Genomic DNA, 17,306 nt, shown 5'->3' on the forward strand with positions numbered 1-17,306 from the left:
CCGGGGGGGGGGGGGGGGGGGGGGGGGGGGGGGGGGGGCGGGGGCGGGGGGCCCGCGCGGGGGCCGGGGGGGGGGGGGGGGGGCCCCGGCCCCGGCCCCCCCCCCCCCCCTCGCACGCCGTCGCGGGCCGCGACACGCCCCGTGGCACGGCTCAGTGGCTGTTCTGCGCCAGCCGCAGCAGATGGTCCGCCAGAGCCTGGCCGCCGCTCGGATCACGGCTGATCAGCAGCAGGGTGTCGTCGCCGGCGATGGTGCCGAGGATGTCGTGCAGTTCCGCCTGGTCGATGGCCGAGGCGAGGAACTGCGCCGCACCCGGCGGCGTCCGCAGAACCACGAGATTGGCGGACGCCTCCGCGGAGATCAGCAGCTCCTGGGACAGGCGCCGCATCCGTTCCTCCTTGGCCGACCCGCCCAGCGGCGCGCGCGGGGTGCGGAAGCCGCCCTCGCTCGGTACCGCGTAGATCAGGTCGCCGTCGGTGTTGCGGATCTTCACCGCGTTCAGCTCGTCCAGGTCCCGGGAGAGCGTCGCCTGGGTGACGCTCAGCCCGTCGTCGGCGAGGAGCTTCGCCAACTGGCTCTGCGAGCGCACCGGTTGCCGGTTGAGGATGTCCACGATCCGGCGGTGGCGTGCGGTGCGGGTCTGCGGCAGGGAGGGCCCCGCGTGCTCGTGGTCCTGCGCCTGGCTCATCGTCGTCTCATTCTCCGGATCGTCCGTCCCCGTGCACTGCGTCGAGGACGCCGGGAAGCGCCCGGAGGAACGCCTCCACCTCGTCGTCGCCGAGGGTCAGCGGTGGCATGAGCCGTACGACGTTCGGGGCGGGCGCGTTCACCAGGAAGCCGGCGTCCTGAGCCGCCTGCTGCACCTGCTGCGCCAGCGGCTCGGTGAGCACGATACCCAGGAGCAGGCCCGCGCCCCGGACATGGTCGATCAGCGGATGACGGGAACCGGCGCCCCCGCCCTCGATCCCGTCCCGCAGCCTCTCGCTCTGCCGCTTCACGTTCTCCAGGAGACCGTCGGCCGCGATGGTGTCGAGGACGGCGAGCCCGGCGGCGCACGCGACGGGGTTCCCCCCGAAGGTCGTGCCGTGCTGACCCGGCCGGAGCAGGTCGGCCGCCCGCCCGAAGGCGACGGTGGCGCCCAGCGGCAGGCCGCCGCCGAGGCCCTTGGCCAGCGTGACCACGTCCGGCAGCACGCCCTCGTGGGCCTGGTACTCGAACCAGTGCCCGGTACGGCCGATTCCGGTCTGCACCTCGTCGAGGACGAGCAGCGCCCCGGTGGCTGCGGTGATCGCACGGGCCGCCTTCAGGTATCCGGGGGGCGGCACGACCACGCCGTTCTCGCCCTGGATCGGCTCGATGACGACGAACGCGGTGTCCTCCGTCACCGCGGCGGCCAGCGCCTGGGCGTCGCCGTAGGGGACGTGCGTGACATCGCCGGGCAGCGGCCGGAACGGCGCCTGCTTGCCGGGCTGGCCGGTGAGCGCGAGGGCGCCCATAGTGCGGCCGTGGAAGCCGCCCTCCGTGGCGACCATGTGGGGGCGTCCGGTCAGCCGGCCGATCTTGAAGGCGCCCTCGTTGGCCTCGGCCCCGGAGTTGCAGAAGTAGACCCTGCCCTCCCGGCCGAAGAGCTGGAGCAGCCGCTCGGCGAGGGCGACGGGCGGCTCGGCGACGAACAGGTTGGAGACGTGGCCGAGGGAGGCGACCTGCCGGCTGACGGCCTCGACGACCGCCGGGTGGGCGTGGCCGAGCGCGTTGACGGCGATACCGCCGACGAAGTCGACGTACTCCGTGCCGTCGGCGTCCCACAGCCGGGCGCCCTCGCCCCGCACGAGGGGCAGCCGCGGGGTGCCGTAGTTGTTCATGAGCGCGCCCTGCCACCGCCGGGTGAGCTCCTCGTTTGCGGTCATGCCGCGTCCCCCTTGTTCTCCCGGTCGCCCCGGTCGGGCACGACCATGGTGCCGATGCCCTCGTCGGTGAAGATCTCCAGCAGGATCGCGTGCTGGACCCGGCCGTCGATGACGCGGGCGGTGTGCACGCCGTTGCGCACGGCGTGCAGACAGCCCTCCATCTTCGGCACCATGCCGGCGGACAGATCCGGCAGCAGCTTCTCCAGCTGGGAGGCGGTGAGGCGGCTGATCACCTCGTCGCTGTTCGGCCAGTCCTCGTACAGGCCCTCGACGTCCGTGAGGACCATGAGGGTCTCGGCGCCCAGTGCGGCGGCGAGGGCCGCGGCCGCCGTGTCGGCGTTGACGTTGTAGACGTGCCCGTCGTCCTGGCTCCGGGCGATCGACGAGACGACCGGGATGCGGCCGTCGGCGAGCAGGGCCTCGATCGCCCCGGTGTCGATCCCGGTGATCTCGCCCACCCGCCCGATGTCGACGAGCTCGCCGTCGATCTCGGGCCGGTGCTTGGTGGCGGTCATGGTGTGCGCGTCCTCGCCGGTCAGGCCGACGGCGAGCGGCCCGTGCCGGTTGAGCAGTCCGACCAGCTCGCGCTGCACCTGCCCGGCGAGCACCATGCGGACGACGTCCATGGCGTCCTCGGTGGTGACGCGCAGCCCCGCCTTGAACTCGCTGACGATGCCGTGACGGTCGAGGGCGGCGCTGATCTGGGGACCGCCGCCGTGCACGACCACGGGCCTGAGGCCGGCGTGCCGCAGGAAGACCACGTCCTGGGCGAAGGCGGCCTTCAGATCGTCGTCCACCATGGCGTTGCCGCCGAACTTGATGACGACGGTCTTGCCGTGGTGCCGGGTCAGCCAGGGCAGCGCCTCGATGAGGATCTGGGCCTTGGGCTGTGCGGTGTGCTTGCGGGTCGAGGACTTTCGCTCTTCTGAGTGATTGACCGTCATAGCCGACTTTCGGAAGGATCTCGGATCAGCCGCCGGGCGGGCGGTGTTGGCCTGCGGAGGCGACATAAGACTTGTGACCGGACGTGTCCGGGGCGAGCGGTCGCCTGTGAAACAGGAACCCTCGTCGGCGACGACGAGGACCCGCGACAGCCAAGCGGGCACGTCAAGAGGAGTAGGCGCTGTTCTCATGGACGTAGTCGGCCGTGAGGTCGTTGGTCCAGATCGTCGCAGACTCGTTGCCTGCCGCGAGGTCCGCAAGGATGTGGACCTCGCGGTAACGCATGTCGACGAGGTCCCGGTCGTCGCCGACCGCGCCGTTCTTGCAGACCCAGACGCCGTTGATGGCGACGCTCAGCCGGTCGGGCTCGAAGGCGGCGGACGTGGTGCCGATGGCGGAGAGCACCCGGCCCCAGTTGGGGTCCTCGCCGTGGATCGCGCACTTGAGGAGGTTGTTGCGGGCGATGGACCGGCCCACCTCGACGGCGTCGTCCTCGGTCGCGGCGTTGACCACCTCGATCCTGATGTCCTTGCCGGCCCCCTCGGCGTCGCCGACGAGCTGCCGGGCGAGGTCGGCGCAGACGGCCCGCACGGCCTCGGCGAACTCCTCGTACGGGGGAGTGACGCCGGCGGAGCCCGAGGCGAGCAGCAGGACGGTGTCGTTGGTGGACATGCAGCCGTCGGAGTCGACGCGGTCGAAGGTGACCCTGGTGGCGGCGCGCAGCGCCCGGTCCAGCGTCTCGCTGTCGACGTCGGCGTCGGTGGTGAGGACGACGAGCATGGTGGCCAGGCCCGGCGCGAGCATGCCGGCCCCCTTGGCCATGCCGCCCACGGTCCAGCCGTCCGTGGTCACGACGGACGTCTTGTGGACGGTGTCGGTGGTCTTGATGGCGATGGCGGCCTTCTCGCCGCCGTGCTCGGAGAGCTGGGCGGCGGCCGTCTCGATCCCCGGGAGCAGCTTGTCCATGGGCAGCAGGACGCCGATGAGGCCGGTGGAGCAGACCGCGACCTCGATGGGGCCGAGGCCGAGGACGCCTGCGGCCTTCTCGGCGGTGGCGTGGGTGTCCTGGAAACCCTTGGGTCCCGTGCAGGCGTTGGCGCCCCCGGAGTTGAGGACCACCGCGGAGAGCCGGCCGGTGGTGAGGACCTGCTCGGACCACAGCACCGGTGCGGCCTTGACGCGGTTGGAGGTGAAGACGCCCGCGGCGGCGCGGCGGGGCCCGTCGTTGACCACGAGGGCCAGGTCCGGGTTGCCGTTCTGCTTGATCCCGGCGGCGATGCCCGCCGCCCGGAATCCTCGTGCTGCCGTGACACTCACGGTGCGACTCCGATCGTGGAAAGTCCGAGCTCCTCGGGGAGCCCGAGAGCGATGTTCATGCTCTGGACGGCACCGCCCGCGGTGCCCTTGGCCAGGTTGTCGATGGCGCTGATCGCGATGATGCGGTGCGCGGCGGCGTCGTGGGCGACCTGCACCTGGACGGCGTTGGAGCCGTGGACCGACGCGGTGGCGGGCCACTGTCCCTCGGGGAGCAGGTGCACGAAGGGCTCGTCGGCGAACGCCTTCTCGTACGCGGAGCGGACGGTCTCGGCGGTGACGCCGGGCCTGGCCTTCGCGCTGCACGTGGCCAGGATGCCTCGGGGCATCGGCGCGAGGGTGGGCGTGAAGGAGACGGAGACGGGCTGCCCGGCGACCGCGCCGAGGTTCTGGATCATCTCCGGGGTGTGCCGGTGCACGCCGCCGACGCCGTACGGGGACATGGAGCCCATGACCTCGCTGCCGAGCAGATGCGCCTTGGGCGCCTTGCCGGCGCCGGAGGTGCCGGAGGCGGCGACGATCACGGCCTCGTTCTCGGCGAGATGGGCGGCGTACGCGGGGAAGAGCGCGAGCGTGACGGCGGTCGGGTAGCAACCGGGCACCGCGATGCGCTTGGACCCCTCCAGCGCGGCGCGGGCGCCCGGCAGTTCGGGGAGGCCGTAGGGCCAGGTCCCGGCGTGCGGGGAACCGTAGAACGTCTCCCAGGCGGCGGCGTCCTTCAGCCGGAAGTCGGCACCCATGTCGATCACGAGCACATCGGGGCCGAGCTGCTCGGCGACGGCGGCGGACTGTCCGTGGGGCAGGGCGAGGAAGACCACGTCGTGCCCGGCCAGGACCCCGGCGGTGGTCTCCTCCAGCACACGGTCGGCGAGGGGCAGCAGATGCGGTTGCAGCGCGCCCAGCCGCTGGCCGGCGTTGGAGTTCCCGGTCAGGGCGCCGATCTCGACCCCGGGGTGCGCCAGGAGCAGCCGGAGGAGCTCTCCGCCCGCGTATCCGCTCGCTCCGGCCACCGCCGCACGTACCGTCATGGAACCTCCCTCTGAATGGCATGACTATACGTTTCGCTGCACGTTTATGCAATCCATGCTGGGTGCGGCCCCGCCCGCCCGGCCGGCCCGGCGCCTCGCCGGCACGGAGGACGTGCGGGTGCGCCGCCCGGGGATCCGTCCGAGCATGGTGGTGTGCCAGGACGTACACCGATCGTGGTCGGCGTCGACCCCGACCCCGCCCGGCGCGGGGCGCTCGCCTGGGCCGCCGACGCGGCGGACCGGCGGCGCCTGCCGCTGCTGCTGGTCCTCGCGCAGAACCTGCCGACGCCCGGCCACCGGCCCACGGGCGGACGGCCGTCCTGGGAGGAGTGGAACGAGTCCCTGCACGCCACGGGTGAGCGGGCGCTGAGGGAGGCGGTGGCCTTCGTCGAGTCCCGGTATCCGCGAGTGGGGGTGTCCGGGCTCCTGGCAGAAGGCCATCCGGCGTGGGTGCTGGAGGAACAGGCGCGGCACGCCGCACAGGTCGTGCTCGGTTCCTGGCACCTGAACGCCCGCCGGGAGCTCTTCACCTCCGCCGCCGTCGCCCTGCCGGTCATCACGCACTCCCCCTGCCCCGTCGTGGTGGTCCCCGAGTCGGGCCGCGCCGCCCGGCAGCCGCCGTACGTCGTGGTCGGGGTCGACGGCAGCCCCGAGTCCGCCGCCGCCGTCGACGTCGCCATCGAGGAGGCCGCCCTGCGGGGCGCGACCCTGCGGGCCCTGTGGGTGTGGCACGCCCCCTGGCTCGGGGTTCCGGACGAGGCGGCCGTCCAGGAGTGCCGTCGGCTGCTGGCGGAGACGGTTTCCGGGCGCGCCGCCGACCATCCCGAGGTGGACCTGCGGCACGAGGTCCTGTCGGGCCACCCGGTGGAGGTCCTCGCCAAGGCGTCCGAGGACGCCCTGGGCGTGGTCGTGGGCACCCGGGGGCACGGCGGCTTCACCGGCATGCTGCTGGGCTCGGTCGGTCAGGGCCTGCTGCACCACGCGCGCTGCCCGCTCATCGCCGTCCCACGCGCTCACGGCCGGTAGCCGGTGCGCCGCCGGGGCCGCCGCCGCGGCGGGCCGGTTCGAGCATGATCGTGCGGGAGACGACGAAGGTCACGGGAATCGCCGCCGCGGAGGCGAGCAGCGGGGCGAGCCGGCTCCCGGCGTGCAGCACGTCGACGACCGCGTACACCCCCGCCGTCGTGACCACGAAATTGGTGGCGTTCGTCAGCGGAAAGAGCAGGAATTTCCGCCAGGTCGGCCGTGTACGGTAGGTGAACCGCGCGTTGAGAAAAAAGGAACCGGTCATACTCACGGCGAATGCGAGAATATGCGCGGCGAGATAAGGTAAACGGGCGAGGAACAACAGGTAAAGTCCGTAATACGTCATGGTGTTGATGACGCCGACCGCGGCGAAGACGAGCATCTGCCGTGCCATCGGCCGCGCCTTTGCCGTACGCATCAGGGAATCAGGTCCTTCCTCGTGCCGCGCGGCGCGCGGCCTTCCGTCCGCTCCACGTTGGTGGCCTTCACCAGGAAGTGCGGGCGCCCCTTGACCTCGTAGTAGATGCGGCCGGTGTACTCCCCGATGACCCCCAGCATGATCATCTGCACCCCGGCGAGGGCGGTGACGGCCGTGATGATCGTGACGTAGCCGGGCGTGTCCACGCCGTGGACCAGCGCGGCGGCCACGATCCACACCGTGTACAGCCCCGCGCACAGCAGCAGCCCCATACCGAGGTACACCGCGGCGCGCAGCGGCCTGTTGTTGAAGGAGAGCAGCCCGTCGAGCCCGTAGTTGAGCAGGCTCCGGAAGGTCCACGAGCTGCGGCCGTGCGCGCGTACGGCGTTCTCGTACTCGAAGGTGGTGCTCGGGAACCCCACCCACGCGAACAGGCCCTTGGAGAAGCGGTTGTACTCGGTGAGGGCCAGCACGGCGTCCACGACGCGCCGGGACAGCAGACGGAAGTCGCCGACGCCGTCCACGAGTTCCACGTCGACGAGACGGTTGATGAGCCGGTAGTAGAGGCGGGCGGTGAGGGTGCGGGTGAAGCGGTCGCCGCTCCTGGTGCGCCGGGCGATGACCTGGTCGTGGCCCTGGGCGTGCAGGTCCACCATGCGCTTGATCAGTTCCGGCGGGTGCTGCAGGTCCGCGTCCATGACGACCACGCAGTCGCCCGAGGCGTGGCGCAGGCCGGCGAGCAGCGCCGCCTCCTTGCCGAAGTTGCGGCTGAAGGAGACGTACCGCACGCGCGAGTCCAGGTCGGCCAGGTGCTGGAGGGCGGCGAGGGTCCGGTCGCGGCTGCCGTCGTCGACGTACACGAACTCCATGTCGTGGCCGAGCGGCAGCAGGTCGTCCGCGACGTCCCGGACCTGGTCGTGGAAGCGCCCGATGACGTCTTCCTCGTTGTAGCAGGGCACGACGATCGAGATGAGCATGGTTGGTCCCCCGGGGGCGCGGTCAGCGAGCATCGGTCAGGCGCTCGCGCGGTCGTGTGGTCGTGCGCGGTACGGGGCCGCCCGCGGCCCTGCGGCGGCGGGCGGCGGGGAGGGCGCCGAGCAGGATCAGCGCCAGCAGCGAGACGGCCCCGACGGCGGTGCCCAGCCGCAGCCCGGGCGGACGGAACGTGCAGGTGAGGCTGGTGGAGGAGCCGTCGAGGGGCACGGCGACCAGTCCGTGGTACTCCCGCGCGGGCACGGCGGGGGCGTCGCCCGTGGCGCAGCGCCAGCCGGCGATCCGGGGGACCGCGACGACGGCGGTCCCCGTGCTGCCGGGCGGGAGTGCGGCGCGGACGGTGCCGTCGGACACGGTCACCTCGGTGGCACCGGTGGCCTTCAGGCGCTCGACGGCCGCCCGGAGCCGGGCGGTGTCCAGGCAGCCCACCGCACCGTCCGGGACGACGCCCGTGCGGTCGGGCGACAGCTCGATCCGGAGCCGGCCGGAGGCCGGGACCCTCCCGAGCCGCTGCATGGCGGCGATCTTGGTGACGGGGTGGTCGGACCTGAAGCGGCCGGTCGGGCCGTCGGCCGGGGCACCGGCGAGCCGGGCGGTGCCGGAGAAGTGGGGCGCCCACAGGTACACCTCGCTGCCGGCCGGGCAGCGCGCCGTGATCGTGGGCCTGCGTGCGGCCGTCCCGGCGGGCGGCGCGCCGATGCGCAGGCCCGGCCGCTCGTCGCCGCTGCGGTCCGGCGCCTTCCCGGCACCGGTGCGCACGGTGAGGCGGGGCACCGTGTAGACGCGGGTGCCCAGCAGGAGTTCCTGGTTGCGGTACGGCGACGGCCCGAAGCCGAGGTCGCCGGTGCGGGCGGGGACCGCGGACGGGCGCACCGTGACCAGGGGCGGAACGTCCTGGCGGGACACGGTGACCCCGCTGCCGTCCTGCGGGAACCAGTTCTGGTGGGGGTCCGGCGGGGAGTGCACCCGGGCGCCGACGGAGAAGATCGCGTCCGTGACGGCGTTGTCCAGGCTCTGCAGGTTCCGGCCGCGCGAGGTCCAGCCGTCACCCAGCGCGGTGAGCGTGCGGCTGAGGACGTCGGAGGTGAGGCTGCTGTAGTACTGGGCGCCCTGGCCGCCGACCAGCAGCGGATCGTTGCCGACGGTCTGCTCCCGGCCCGGCTCGGTGCGGTACCGGGGCCAGCCGTCGGCTTCGGCGATCGCCTCGGCCTGCCGCTGCTGGCGCGCTCCCCAGGGGGCGTAGTCGTCCATGTGCGCGAGCCGCAGCCGGGTGGCCACGGCGGACGTGGCGGTGGCCTCGCCGAGCTGTGCGCCGACGAGCAGCACCGCGGCGAGCCCGGCCAGCGCGCCCCGGCGGCCGCTGCCCGCGGGCCGCCCGCCGGACGTGCGGCCGAGCAGGGCCAGTCCGCCCAGCGTGCCCGCGGCGGCGAGCAGCAGCACCGGCCAGGCGAAGGGCCGCACCAGATCGCTGCGGCTCGCGACGGCGGCGACCAGCGCGAGCAGCCCGGCCGCCGCACACAGCGCCCGCGGGCCGGGCGGTCCGTAGGAGAGCGAGTGCCACGCGGCGATCACCAGCAGGGCGCACAGGACGAACGCCTGGCGGTACGCGCTGCCCTGCGGCGTCGTGAAGGCGTGCCAGACCAGATGGGTGGGCTCCCACTGCATCGACAGGGCCACCCCGGCCACCAGCAGGGTCCACCCCGCACGCACCCGCCGGGGCACCGCCCGGTGGAAGGGCAGGGCGAGGGCGAGCAGCAGCGCCGCGGTGCCCACGTACACGGCCGGCGTGCCGAAGGAGTAGGTGGTGGGCAGCAGGCGGGCCAGCAGGTCCTCCGTCGCCACCGGGACGAAGTGCCTGACCCTGCCCGGGTAGGCGTGCCGGGTGCCCGCGTAGACCACCGCCACCAGCGGTGCGGCCAGGCCCACGCCGACGGCGACGGTCGCACCGGCCCGGCCGGCCGCCGCGAGCGCCCGCCTCCGCGGGAGGCCGGCCAGCCACAGCCGCAGCAGCAGGACCAGGCAGGCGGCGAGCGTGGCCATGTACGCCGTGTAGAAGTTGGCGATCCAGGCGGCGGCCACCACCAGCACCCCCAGGACCTGGCGCCGCCCGGCCAGGGTCCACTCGCCGACCAGGCACAGCAGCGGAAGGGCGAGGAGGCCGTCGAGCCACATCGGGTTGTACGCGGCGTCCGCCACGCTCCAGCCGCACAGGGCGTAGGACACGCCCAGCAGTCCCGCCGCCCACCATCGCCCGGGACGCAGGACGGACAGCAGCCAGGCCATGGCGGCCCCCGCGGACGCCGTCTTCAGCAGGGTGATCACATACACGGCGAGGTCGATCTCGTCCCGCGGGAACACCGCGACCAGCAGGGCGAACGGGCTGCCGAGGTAGGTACCGAGGTCGGGGAGGAAGCTGGAGCCGAACCCGGACTGCCAGTTGACGAGGAGACCGCCGTCGGCTCTGCCGTGCAGCAGGTCCCACAGGTGCGCGTGGAACGGCACGTACTGGTTGCCCAGGTCGTTGACGCTCCGGGTGCGGGGGCCGAAGGGGTAGCTGCGGGCCACGGCGTCGGCGGCACAGAACGCGGCGGTGGTGACCGCCGCCGCGAGCAGGGCGGCGGCGCGCCTCGGTTCCGGACGGATCACGGTCCTCACATCCGGCCCCTGTCCGGCCGGCGTCGCGCATTCCCGTGAGCAAGGCCACGTCCGCAGGAAGGACCGGTCGGCACATAGGTCGCGGGCAGGGTCGAGCACAACATTCTCGGCGGGCCCCCAGAGGAATTGGGACGTATGGCGTCTCGTCCGGGGGCGTCACTCCCCGCGGCCTTCTATTCGCCGACTTAGACAGGTATTTCTTCCGGATGGTTGTGTCCTCGCCGGAAAGTGGGGAGGTGAATTCCAGGTGAATTCCGGCGCGGCATCGGCCCCGGACTCCGCTCGGACCGCCCGGGCCGCGGACTCCGCCGCATGCCGCACCGGAGCGCCGGCGGACGTAGGGTCGACCGCGTCCGACGAAGCCGGGGAAGGGGTGGCGGTGGAGGAGTTCTGGCCGGTGAAGGACGTGCTGGCCCATCTGGCCGGGCGCTGGCACGCGGAGCGCACCATGCGGGACCTCGCGAGCGGCGAGGAGGGGCACTTCAGCGGGACGACCGTGTTCACGCCGCTGGAGGACGGCGGCGACGGGCTGCTGCACCGCGAGTCGGGCGTCGCCGTCTGGCAGGGCACGCCGCGCCCCGCCGAGCGGACCCTGTGGTTCCTGCCCGGGAACCCGCCCGGCACGGCCCGGGTACGGTTCGCCGACGGCCGCCTCTTCCACGACCTCGACCTCACCAGCGGGCACCATGTCGCCGAGCACCCGTGCGCCGCCGACCTCTACCGGGGCGAGTTCACGGTGCACGACGAGGACCACTGGCGCACCGTGTGGCGGGTCGGCGGGCCCGCGAAGGACCTGGTCCTGACGACCGACTACACGCGCGAGCCCTGACGGGCTACCGGGAGTCGGGTTCCAGACGCAGGTTCCAGCGCCCGCCCCGCCCGGCCAGCGAGACCGTCGACAGGGGGCGCACGTCGATGTTCCAGTACGACGACGGCTGCGCCCTCAGCGCGTACACCAGCGCGGCCCGTACCACCGACGGCTCCGCCACGGCGACGATGCGGCTGCCGTCGTCCACGGGACGCGTGTCCAGCCAGCCGCCCACCCGCGAGACGAACGACACGAGCGACTCGCCGCCGTGCGGCGCGGAGCGTGGATCCGCGAGCCAGGCGTCCACCGCCGAGGGCTCCCGGGCCATCGCCTCCCCCAGCGTGAGACCGCGCCAGCGGCCCATGTCGCAGTCCCGCAGGGCCGGCTGCACCAACGGCGCGTACCCGAGCGCGTCACCGGTCGCCCGGCTCCGTGGTGTCGGGGAGCAGTAGCGCAGCTCGGCCGCCGCCAGCGGCACCAGCCCCCAGGCGGCCCGCTGCACCTCGTCCCAGCCCGCCTGGTCCAGCGGCCGGTCGTCCTCGAAGCGCTCCGCGAGCAGCGAGGAACTGCGCGCGGCGGCGACGAATGTGACCCGAAAAGGCATGCCGCGATCGTGAGCCGGACATGTGTGCAGGTCAAGAGGCGTTACTCAGGAGTTACCAAGGGTGTTCGGCACCTCACCCGCCGCCCGGGCCGCCCGGTCGTACCGCAGCGCCGTCCAGTCGTCCGGTCTGTCGAGCGGCTCGAAGCCGAGCTTCGCGTAGACCCCGTGCGCGTCGTGCGTGGCCAGCAGGATGCGGCGCAGCCCCAGCGGGGCGAGATGGTCGCGGACCGCGCCGACCAGTGCGGTGCCGATGCCCTTGCCGCGCACGGACCGGTCCACGTACACATCGCAGAGCCAGGCGAAGAGCTCCCCGTCGGTCACCACGCGCGCGTACGCCACCTGGTCGCCCGAAACCGTCTCGTACACGCCGAAGTCGAGGGAGCGCTCGACAGCGCGCCGGTGCTTCTCGCGGGGGCGGTCCAGCGCCCAGTACGCGTCCGTGGACAGCCAGTGGTGGGTGCGGTCGACATCGATGCGGGCGGTGTCGGCGGAGAGCTCGTAGCCGTCGAGGAGGGGTGGCGCAGTGGTCATGGCGCAGGGCTCGCAGTCGGGGACGATGCTGTCGAACCCGTTTCCGACGGCCGCGCGGGCGGCGGGGTGTGCCGCGTGCGGACCGCTCGGCCGGACCGCTCAGCGGGCCCGGACGGCCTCGTCGCAGGCGGCCCGCAGACGGCGTACGCCCTCCGCGATCTCCCCCTCCCCGGCGACGGCCGCGAAGCTCAGCCGCAGATGGGCGGCGGGAGGTTCGGCGCTGAAGTAGGGGCGGCCGGGGGTGACCGCCACACCCGCCCGCAGGGCGCCGGAGACGAGGGCGGACTCGTCGGTGCCGTCGGGCAGGCGCAGCCAGAGGTGATAGCCGCCCGACGGGACGTGCGGCAGGGCGAGTTCGGGCAGGTGCAGCCGGAGTGCGGCGGTCATGGTGTCGCGGCGGTGCTTGAGCTCCGTGGAGAGAGCCCGCAGATGGCGGGGCCAGGCAGGTGAGCCGACGAGTTCCAGCGCGGCCTCCTGGAGGGGCCGCGGCACGAAGAAGGTGTCGACGATCTGGATGGCGCGCAGCCGTTCCAGGACCGGACCGCGTGCGGCCAGGGCGCCGACCCGGAGACTGGGCGAGGTCGCCTTGGTGAGCGAGCAGACGTGCACGACGACGCCGTCGGGATCCTCGGCGGCGAGCGGGGGCGGGAGCGGTCCGGCGTCCGCGTGCGCCAGCCGCCGTACGAAGTCGTCCTCGACCACGAACGCCCCGGCGTCGCGGGCGATGCGCAGCACCTCATGGCGCCGCCCGGGCGCGAGGACGGCGCCGGTGGGGTTCTGGAACAGCGGCTGGCACACGAGGACACGGGCGCCGCTCGCCCGGAACGCCTCGGCGAGCAGGCCCGGTTTCACCCCGTCGGCGTCGACCGGCACGGGCAAGGGCCGTAGTCCCGCCGCACGGGCGATCGCCAGCATGCCCGGATACGTGGGGGACTCGACCAGGACCGGGGCGCCCGGCGGTGCCAGTGCCCTGAGCGCGGTGGTCAGCGCGGACTGGCCGCCGGCCGAGACCAGCACCTCCGCCGCGGTGGTCGCGCCGCCGATGCCCCGCGCGAACCACTCGCGCAGCTCGGGGATCCCCTCGACGGGCGGCCTCCCCCAGACGCCGGGCCGCCGCCCGGCCCGGGACAGCGCCTCGCCCATCGCGCGCTCGGGCTGCAGCGACGGGTGCAGATAACCGCCGTTGAACTCGACGACGCCGGGTGGCGGAGCGGCCAGGGAGGCCAGCACGCCCGAGGCGTCGACGCTTCGCGGCACGGCATCGGTGGCGGCGTCCGCGCTCAGCGCGACCTCCTGCCAGCCGGTGTCCCCCACCGCCGGTGCCGCCGTGCGCGGCTCGGCACGGAACGCGCCCGCTCCGGGCCGCGTGACCACGAGTCCCTCGGCGGCCAGTCGCGCCAGTGCCCGCGACACGGTCACCGGGCTCACCCGGAACCGCTCGACGAGTGCGCGGCTCGACGGAAGCTTCTCGCCCGGAGAGTAGCGGTTGAGCTCCGATCGCAGGTGGTTCACCAGTTCACCGACACTGCTACGCTCATGCATGAGAGTAGAGAATAGCGCTACTGCATCGGCGCCGATAGCGGTCACCGTGAACGGGGGCCCTCGCGGACGCAAGTACGGCATCGTCCAGGCCGCCCTCGGGGTCGTCGCCTTCTCCCTCACGTTTCCCGCCACCGCGTGGGGTCTGGAGGGGTTCGGCCCCTGGTCGCTGGTCGCGGTGCGCAGCGTGCTGGCCGCCGTCATCGCCGCCGTGTGTCTGCTGGCCCTCCGCGTGCCCGTGCCCGCACGGCCGCACCGGGCGGGTCTCGCCGTCGTCGCGGCCGGGGTCGTGCTGGGGTTCCCGCTGCTGACCACCCTCGCCCTGCAGACCTCGACCACCGCCCACGCCGCCGTGGTCGTCGGGCTGCTGCCGCTCACCACGGCCGTGCTCTCGGCCCTGCGCACGGGCGCCCGCCCGTCCCGCGCCTTCTGGCTCGCCGCCCTCGCGGGGGCCGCCGCCGTCGTCGCCTTCACGGTGCGGCAGAGCGGTGGCACGCTGACCGGTGCGGACGCCTATCTCTTCGCCGCGCTGCTGGTGTGCGCCGCGGGCTACACCGAGGGCGGCCGGCTGGCGCGGGTCATGCCCGGCTGGCAGGTCGCGAGCTGGGCGGTGGTGCTGTGCCTGCCGCTCACGGTGCCCGGTGCGCTGCTGGCCCTGGCGCACGAGCCGGTCCACCTCACGGCGCACGCCGTGGCGGGGGTGCTGTGGGTGGCGGCCGGGTCGCAGATCTTCGGGCTCGTCGTCTGGTACCGGGGCATGGCGGTGATCGGAGTCCCGAAGGCCAGCCAGTTGCAGCTGGCCCAGCCGCTGCTCACACTGGTGTGGTCGGTGCTGCTCCTCGGTGAGCACCTCGCTCCGGCCGCGCCCCTGACGGCGGTGGCGGTCGTGGTCTGCATCGCGGTCACGCAGCGGGCGCGGGGCTGACCCGGGCGGGGCGCACGGAGCGGCCCACCGGCACCACCGGCCGCGGCCCCGCGGCCCGTTCCGTTCCCCCGCACGCGACGAGGAGGCCCGTCGGATGCGCGCAACCGTGGGCGACAAGCTGGTGCAGCACGGCAGGATCGTCGGCCAGCACGACAAGGTCGGCGAGATCGTCGAGGTGATGGGCAAGGAGGGAAATCCGCCCTACCGGGTCCGCTTCGAGGACGGGCACGAGGGCGTGTGCTCGCCCGGGCCCGACACCGAGATCCGCCACAAGAAGGCCGGCCGACGGGTCCGGTGACCGCTCAGTGCGGGGGCACGGCCGGCTGCCGGTAGTGGTCGGCCACCACCCGCGCCATCGCGCCGACCCGGTCCGCGCCGACCTCCTCGGCGGCGAAGAAGACATGCCCACGCACCTGCGGGTACCGCTGTGCGAGGGTGAGGTGCCGGGACAGTTCCGCCGGGTCCTGCCAGGCGGCGGGCTGCTGCGGGTCACCGGCCTTGTACAGCGCCTCCCCCACGTACAGCTGCACGGACGTGCCCTGGGCGACCCCGGCCCACCAGGAGACCAGTTCGGCGTAGTCGGCCGCGGTGTAGCCGATGTTCCAGTAGATCTGCGGGCAGATGTAGTCCAGCCACCCTGATCTCACCCATGTCCTGGTGTCCGCATACAGGTCGTCATAGGTCTGCACCCCGGCCCGGGTGTGCGAGCCGCGGGAGTCGGTCGAGGCGTTGCGCCACACCCCGAACGGGCTGATCCCGAAGCGCGCGGTGGGCCGCAGCTGCCGGATCCGGGCGGCGGTCTCCCGCACCAGCAGGTCGATGTTGTTCCTGCGCCAGGCGGCCCGGCTCGGAAAGCCGCCGCCGTGGGCCGCGTAGGCCGCGTCGTCGTCGAAGGACCGGCCGGCGACCGGGTACGGGTAGAAGTAGTCGTCGAAGTGGACGCCGTCCACCGGGTAGCGGCGCACGGCGTCCAGGACCGCGGTCTGCACGAAGGCGCGGACCTGCGGCAGTCCGGGGTTGTAGTAGAGCTTGCCGCCGTAGGCCACGGCCCACTCCCGGTGCGTGCGGACGGGGTGCGAGGCGGCCAGCCGGGCCGGGTCGGCGTGCAGGGCGATGCGGTAGGGGTTGAACCAGGCGTGCAGCTCCAGTCCCCGCGCGTGCGCCTCCTCCACCGCCGTGCCCAGCGGGTCCCAGCCGGGGTCCGCCCCCTGGGTGCCGGTGAGGTACTCGGACCAGGGCTCGTACGGTGAGGGCCACAGCGCGTCCGCCGAGGGGCGCACCTGGAAGAAGACGGTGTTCAGCCGGCGCCGCACCGCCGTGTCCAGGTGGGCGCACAGCTCGGCGCGCTGGGCGGAGGCCGCCGCGCCGGGGCGTGAGGGCCAGTCGCGATGGAGCACCGTCGCCAGCCACATCCCCCGCATCTCGCCCGTCGGGGCGCCCCGCGGCACGGCGGCGGCGTCACCCGCCGCCACCAGGGTCGACAGCGCGGCCACCGCGAACGCCCGGCGTGACACTCGTCCCATGCGCTCATCCCCATACGCTGCGGATCCGCGCGGTCACGGATCGTCTCCCGCCAGAGCATGCCCGACCCGGACGATCGATCATCGCTCCATCCGGAGTAACGTGCACGATCGGAGCAGGCACCGAACCACGGAGGACCTGCCGGAGAGCGTCCTGCGATCCGGGGAGCCCGGGTGATCCACAGGGCGCCTCACCAGGCCCGAGATCAGCGGAAAGGCACGATGTGACAGACATCGAACGCGTCGGAGTGGTCGGCTGTGGCCAGATGGGAGCGGGAATCGCCGAGGTGTGCGCCCGCGCCGGACTGGACGTGAGGGTCGCCGAGACCACGGGCGAGGCCCTGGAGATCGGCCGTACCCGTCTCTTCGGTTCCCTCTCCAGGGCGGCCGAACGGGGGAAGATATCCGAGGAGGAGCGGGAGGCGACGCTGGCGCGCCTCTCCTTCACCACGGACCTCGGCGAGTTCGCGGACCGGGACCTCGTGATCGAGGCGGTCGTGGAGAACGAGCAGGTGAAGACGGAGATCTTCCAGGTGCTCGACCAGGTGGTGAGCCGTCCGGACGCGATCCTCGCCTCCAACACCTCCTCGATCCCGCTGGTGAAGCTCGCGGTCGCCACCTCGCGGCCCGACCATGTGGTCGGCATCCACTTCTTCAACCCCGCCCCGGTGCAGAAGCTGGTCGAACTGATCCCGGCGCTCACCACCTCCGAGGGCACCGTCGGCCGGGCGCAACTGTTCGCGGAGAAGGTCCTCGGCAAGCACGCCATCCACGCCCAGGACCGCTCGGGGTTCGTGGTCAACGCGCTGCTCGTGCCCTATCTGCTGTCCGCCATCCGGATGTTCGAGTCGGGCATCGCCGGACGCGAGGACATCGACAACGGCATGGAGATGGGCTGCGCCCACCCGATGGGTCCGCTGAGGCTCTCCGACCTGATCGGCCTGGACACCATCGTCTCGATCGCCGACTCGATGTACGAGGAGTACAAGGAGCCCCTGTACGCCGCTCCCCCGCTGCTGCAGCGCATGGTGGAGGCGGGTCGACTCGGCCGGAAGACGGGTTCCGGCTTCTACAGCTACGCCTGATCGCGGACCGT

The 17,306-nt window shown here is 73.2% G+C and carries 17 protein-coding genes; 5 read left to right on the forward strand and 12 right to left on the reverse strand.

What is annotated here, in order from left to right; all coding sequences use genetic code 11:
- Window positions 1-151: 151 nt before the first annotated feature.
- The 5 genes from ACFYMU_RS10240 to argC all read right to left on the reverse strand — a co-directional run bounded on the left by ACFYMU_RS10240 (window position 152) and on the right by argC (window position 5,191).
- Window positions 152-688: an arginine repressor gene (locus ACFYMU_RS10240; RefSeq protein WP_388370760.1), complete on the reverse strand. Its 537-nt coding sequence runs from the start codon at window positions 686-688 to the stop codon at window positions 152-154.
- A 7-nt stretch (window positions 689-695) separates the two neighbouring features.
- Window positions 696-1,907 (reverse strand): acetylornithine transaminase, encoded by a 1,212-nt coding sequence (locus ACFYMU_RS10245; protein WP_388370763.1) that lies wholly within the window; start codon window positions 1,905-1,907, stop codon window positions 696-698.
- Window positions 1,904-2,851: an acetylglutamate kinase gene (gene argB, locus ACFYMU_RS10250; protein ID WP_388370765.1), complete on the reverse strand. Its 948-nt coding sequence runs from the start codon at window positions 2,849-2,851 to the stop codon at window positions 1,904-1,906. Before argB ends, ACFYMU_RS10245 begins: the two co-directional genes overlap by 4 nt.
- Before the next feature lie 163 nt (window positions 2,852-3,014).
- Entirely contained in the window at window positions 3,015-4,166 is a 1,152-nt protein-coding gene (argJ, locus tag ACFYMU_RS10255; protein ID WP_388370767.1) for a bifunctional glutamate N-acetyltransferase/amino-acid acetyltransferase ArgJ, read from the reverse strand.
- The gene (gene argC / locus ACFYMU_RS10260; protein WP_388370770.1) at window positions 4,163-5,191 is read right to left on the reverse strand and encodes an N-acetyl-gamma-glutamyl-phosphate reductase; all 1,029 of its coding nucleotides are present in this window, start codon (window positions 5,189-5,191) and stop codon (window positions 4,163-4,165) included. Before argC ends, argJ begins: the two co-directional genes overlap by 4 nt.
- A 153-nt stretch (window positions 5,192-5,344) precedes the next feature.
- On the opposite strand from argC, the gene ACFYMU_RS10265 reads away from it, so the two are divergent.
- Window positions 5,345-6,217, forward strand: a complete 873-nt coding sequence (locus ACFYMU_RS10265; protein WP_388370772.1) for a universal stress protein — start codon at window positions 5,345-5,347, stop codon at window positions 6,215-6,217.
- Here the strand turns inward: ACFYMU_RS10265 and ACFYMU_RS10270 are convergent.
- Genes ACFYMU_RS10270 through ACFYMU_RS10280 form a run of 3 tightly spaced genes read right to left on the reverse strand, consistent with a single transcriptional unit; the run spans window position 6,186 to window position 10,283 of the window.
- Window positions 6,186-6,635 carry a GtrA family protein gene (locus tag ACFYMU_RS10270; protein WP_388370775.1) on the reverse strand — a complete coding sequence of 150 codons (450 nt, stop codon included), beginning with the start codon at window positions 6,633-6,635 and terminating at the stop codon, window positions 6,186-6,188. The genes ACFYMU_RS10265 and ACFYMU_RS10270 overlap by 32 nt on opposite strands.
- Window positions 6,635-7,612 carry a glycosyltransferase family 2 protein gene (locus tag ACFYMU_RS10275; RefSeq protein WP_388370777.1) on the reverse strand — a complete coding sequence of 326 codons (978 nt, stop codon included), beginning with the start codon at window positions 7,610-7,612 and terminating at the stop codon, window positions 6,635-6,637. The genes ACFYMU_RS10270 and ACFYMU_RS10275 overlap by 1 nt, the downstream gene beginning before the upstream one ends.
- Before the next feature lie 22 nt (window positions 7,613-7,634).
- Window positions 7,635-10,283, reverse strand: coding sequence for a YfhO family protein (locus ACFYMU_RS10280; RefSeq protein WP_388370780.1), 2,649 nt, complete (start codon window positions 10,281-10,283; stop codon window positions 7,635-7,637).
- Between the two features lie 379 nt (window positions 10,284-10,662).
- Between ACFYMU_RS10280 and ACFYMU_RS10285 the strand changes: the two genes are divergently transcribed.
- Window positions 10,663-11,112 carry a DUF6314 family protein gene (locus ACFYMU_RS10285; RefSeq protein WP_388370783.1) on the forward strand — a complete coding sequence of 150 codons (450 nt, stop codon included), beginning with the start codon at window positions 10,663-10,665 and terminating at the stop codon, window positions 11,110-11,112.
- Window positions 11,113-11,116: 4 nt separating this feature from the next.
- Here ACFYMU_RS10285 and ACFYMU_RS10290 read toward each other — a convergent pair whose 3' ends face one another.
- The 3 genes from ACFYMU_RS10290 to ACFYMU_RS10300 form a co-directional block, all read right to left on the reverse strand.
- On the reverse strand, window positions 11,117-11,695 hold the full coding sequence (locus ACFYMU_RS10290) for a histidine phosphatase family protein (RefSeq protein ID WP_388370786.1): 579 nt from the start codon (window positions 11,693-11,695) through the stop codon (window positions 11,117-11,119).
- Window positions 11,696-11,740: 45 nt separating this feature from the next.
- Window positions 11,741-12,226, reverse strand: a complete 486-nt coding sequence (locus tag ACFYMU_RS10295; protein WP_388370789.1) for a GNAT family N-acetyltransferase — start codon at window positions 12,224-12,226, stop codon at window positions 11,741-11,743.
- A 99-nt stretch (window positions 12,227-12,325) separates the two neighbouring features.
- Window positions 12,326-13,768 carry a PLP-dependent aminotransferase family protein gene (locus ACFYMU_RS10300; RefSeq protein ID WP_388370791.1) on the reverse strand — a complete coding sequence of 481 codons (1,443 nt, stop codon included), beginning with the start codon at window positions 13,766-13,768 and terminating at the stop codon, window positions 12,326-12,328.
- On the opposite strand from ACFYMU_RS10300, the gene ACFYMU_RS10305 reads away from it, so the two are divergent.
- Window positions 13,767-14,690, forward strand: coding sequence for a DMT family transporter (locus ACFYMU_RS10305; RefSeq protein ID WP_388370794.1), 924 nt, complete (start codon window positions 13,767-13,769; stop codon window positions 14,688-14,690). The genes ACFYMU_RS10300 and ACFYMU_RS10305 overlap by 2 nt on opposite strands.
- A gap of 94 nt (window positions 14,691-14,784) precedes the next feature.
- On the forward strand, window positions 14,785-14,988 hold the full coding sequence (locus ACFYMU_RS10310) for a DUF1918 domain-containing protein (RefSeq protein WP_388370797.1): 204 nt from the start codon (window positions 14,785-14,787) through the stop codon (window positions 14,986-14,988).
- Between the two features lie 4 nt (window positions 14,989-14,992).
- Here the strand turns inward: ACFYMU_RS10310 and ACFYMU_RS10315 are convergent, their stop codons facing one another.
- Complete coding sequence (locus tag ACFYMU_RS10315; RefSeq protein WP_388370800.1) at window positions 14,993-16,213, reverse strand: glycoside hydrolase family 10 protein; 1,221 nt, start codon at window positions 16,211-16,213, stop codon at window positions 14,993-14,995.
- 221 nt (window positions 16,214-16,434) lie between these two features.
- Here ACFYMU_RS10315 and ACFYMU_RS10320 point away from each other — a divergent pair, with 221 nt between their 5' ends.
- A complete protein-coding gene (locus tag ACFYMU_RS10320) occupies window positions 16,435-17,295 on the forward strand; it encodes a 3-hydroxybutyryl-CoA dehydrogenase (RefSeq protein ID WP_388370803.1) in 861 nt (286 codons plus the stop codon).
- The last annotated feature ends 11 nt before the right edge of the window (window positions 17,296-17,306 follow it).

This window comes from Streptomyces sp. NPDC007264 (assembly GCF_042869095.1).
Classification (GTDB): Bacteria; Actinomycetota; Actinomycetes; order Streptomycetales; family Streptomycetaceae; genus Streptomyces.

Coding starts and splice junctions, on each gene's coding strand:
- ACFYMU_RS10240 (WP_388370760.1), bottom strand. CDS start 688: ATGAGCCAGGCGCAGGACCACGAGCACGCGGGGCCCTCCCTGCCGCAG.
- ACFYMU_RS10245 (WP_388370763.1), bottom strand. CDS start 1,907: ATGACCGCAAACGAGGAGCTCACCCGGCGGTGGCAGGGCGCGCTCATG.
- argB (WP_388370765.1), bottom strand. CDS start 2,851: ATGACGGTCAATCACTCAGAAGAGCGAAAGTCCTCGACCCGCAAGCAC.
- argC (WP_388370770.1), bottom strand. CDS start 5,191: ATGACGGTACGTGCGGCGGTGGCCGGAGCGAGCGGATACGCGGGCGGA.
- ACFYMU_RS10270 (WP_388370775.1), bottom strand. CDS start 6,635: ATGCGTACGGCAAAGGCGCGGCCGATGGCACGGCAGATGCTCGTCTTC.
- ACFYMU_RS10275 (WP_388370777.1), bottom strand. CDS start 7,612: ATGCTCATCTCGATCGTCGTGCCCTGCTACAACGAGGAAGACGTCATC.
- ACFYMU_RS10290 (WP_388370786.1), bottom strand. CDS start 11,695: ATGCCTTTTCGGGTCACATTCGTCGCCGCCGCGCGCAGTTCCTCGCTG.
- ACFYMU_RS10295 (WP_388370789.1), bottom strand. CDS start 12,226: ATGACCACTGCGCCACCCCTCCTCGACGGCTACGAGCTCTCCGCCGAC.
- ACFYMU_RS10305 (WP_388370794.1), top strand. CDS start 13,767: ATGAGAGTAGAGAATAGCGCTACTGCATCGGCGCCGATAGCGGTCACC.
- ACFYMU_RS10300 (WP_388370791.1), bottom strand. CDS start 13,768: ATGCATGAGCGTAGCAGTGTCGGTGAACTGGTGAACCACCTGCGATCG.
- ACFYMU_RS10310 (WP_388370797.1), top strand. CDS start 14,785: ATGCGCGCAACCGTGGGCGACAAGCTGGTGCAGCACGGCAGGATCGTC.
- ACFYMU_RS10315 (WP_388370800.1), bottom strand. CDS start 16,213: ATGGGACGAGTGTCACGCCGGGCGTTCGCGGTGGCCGCGCTGTCGACC.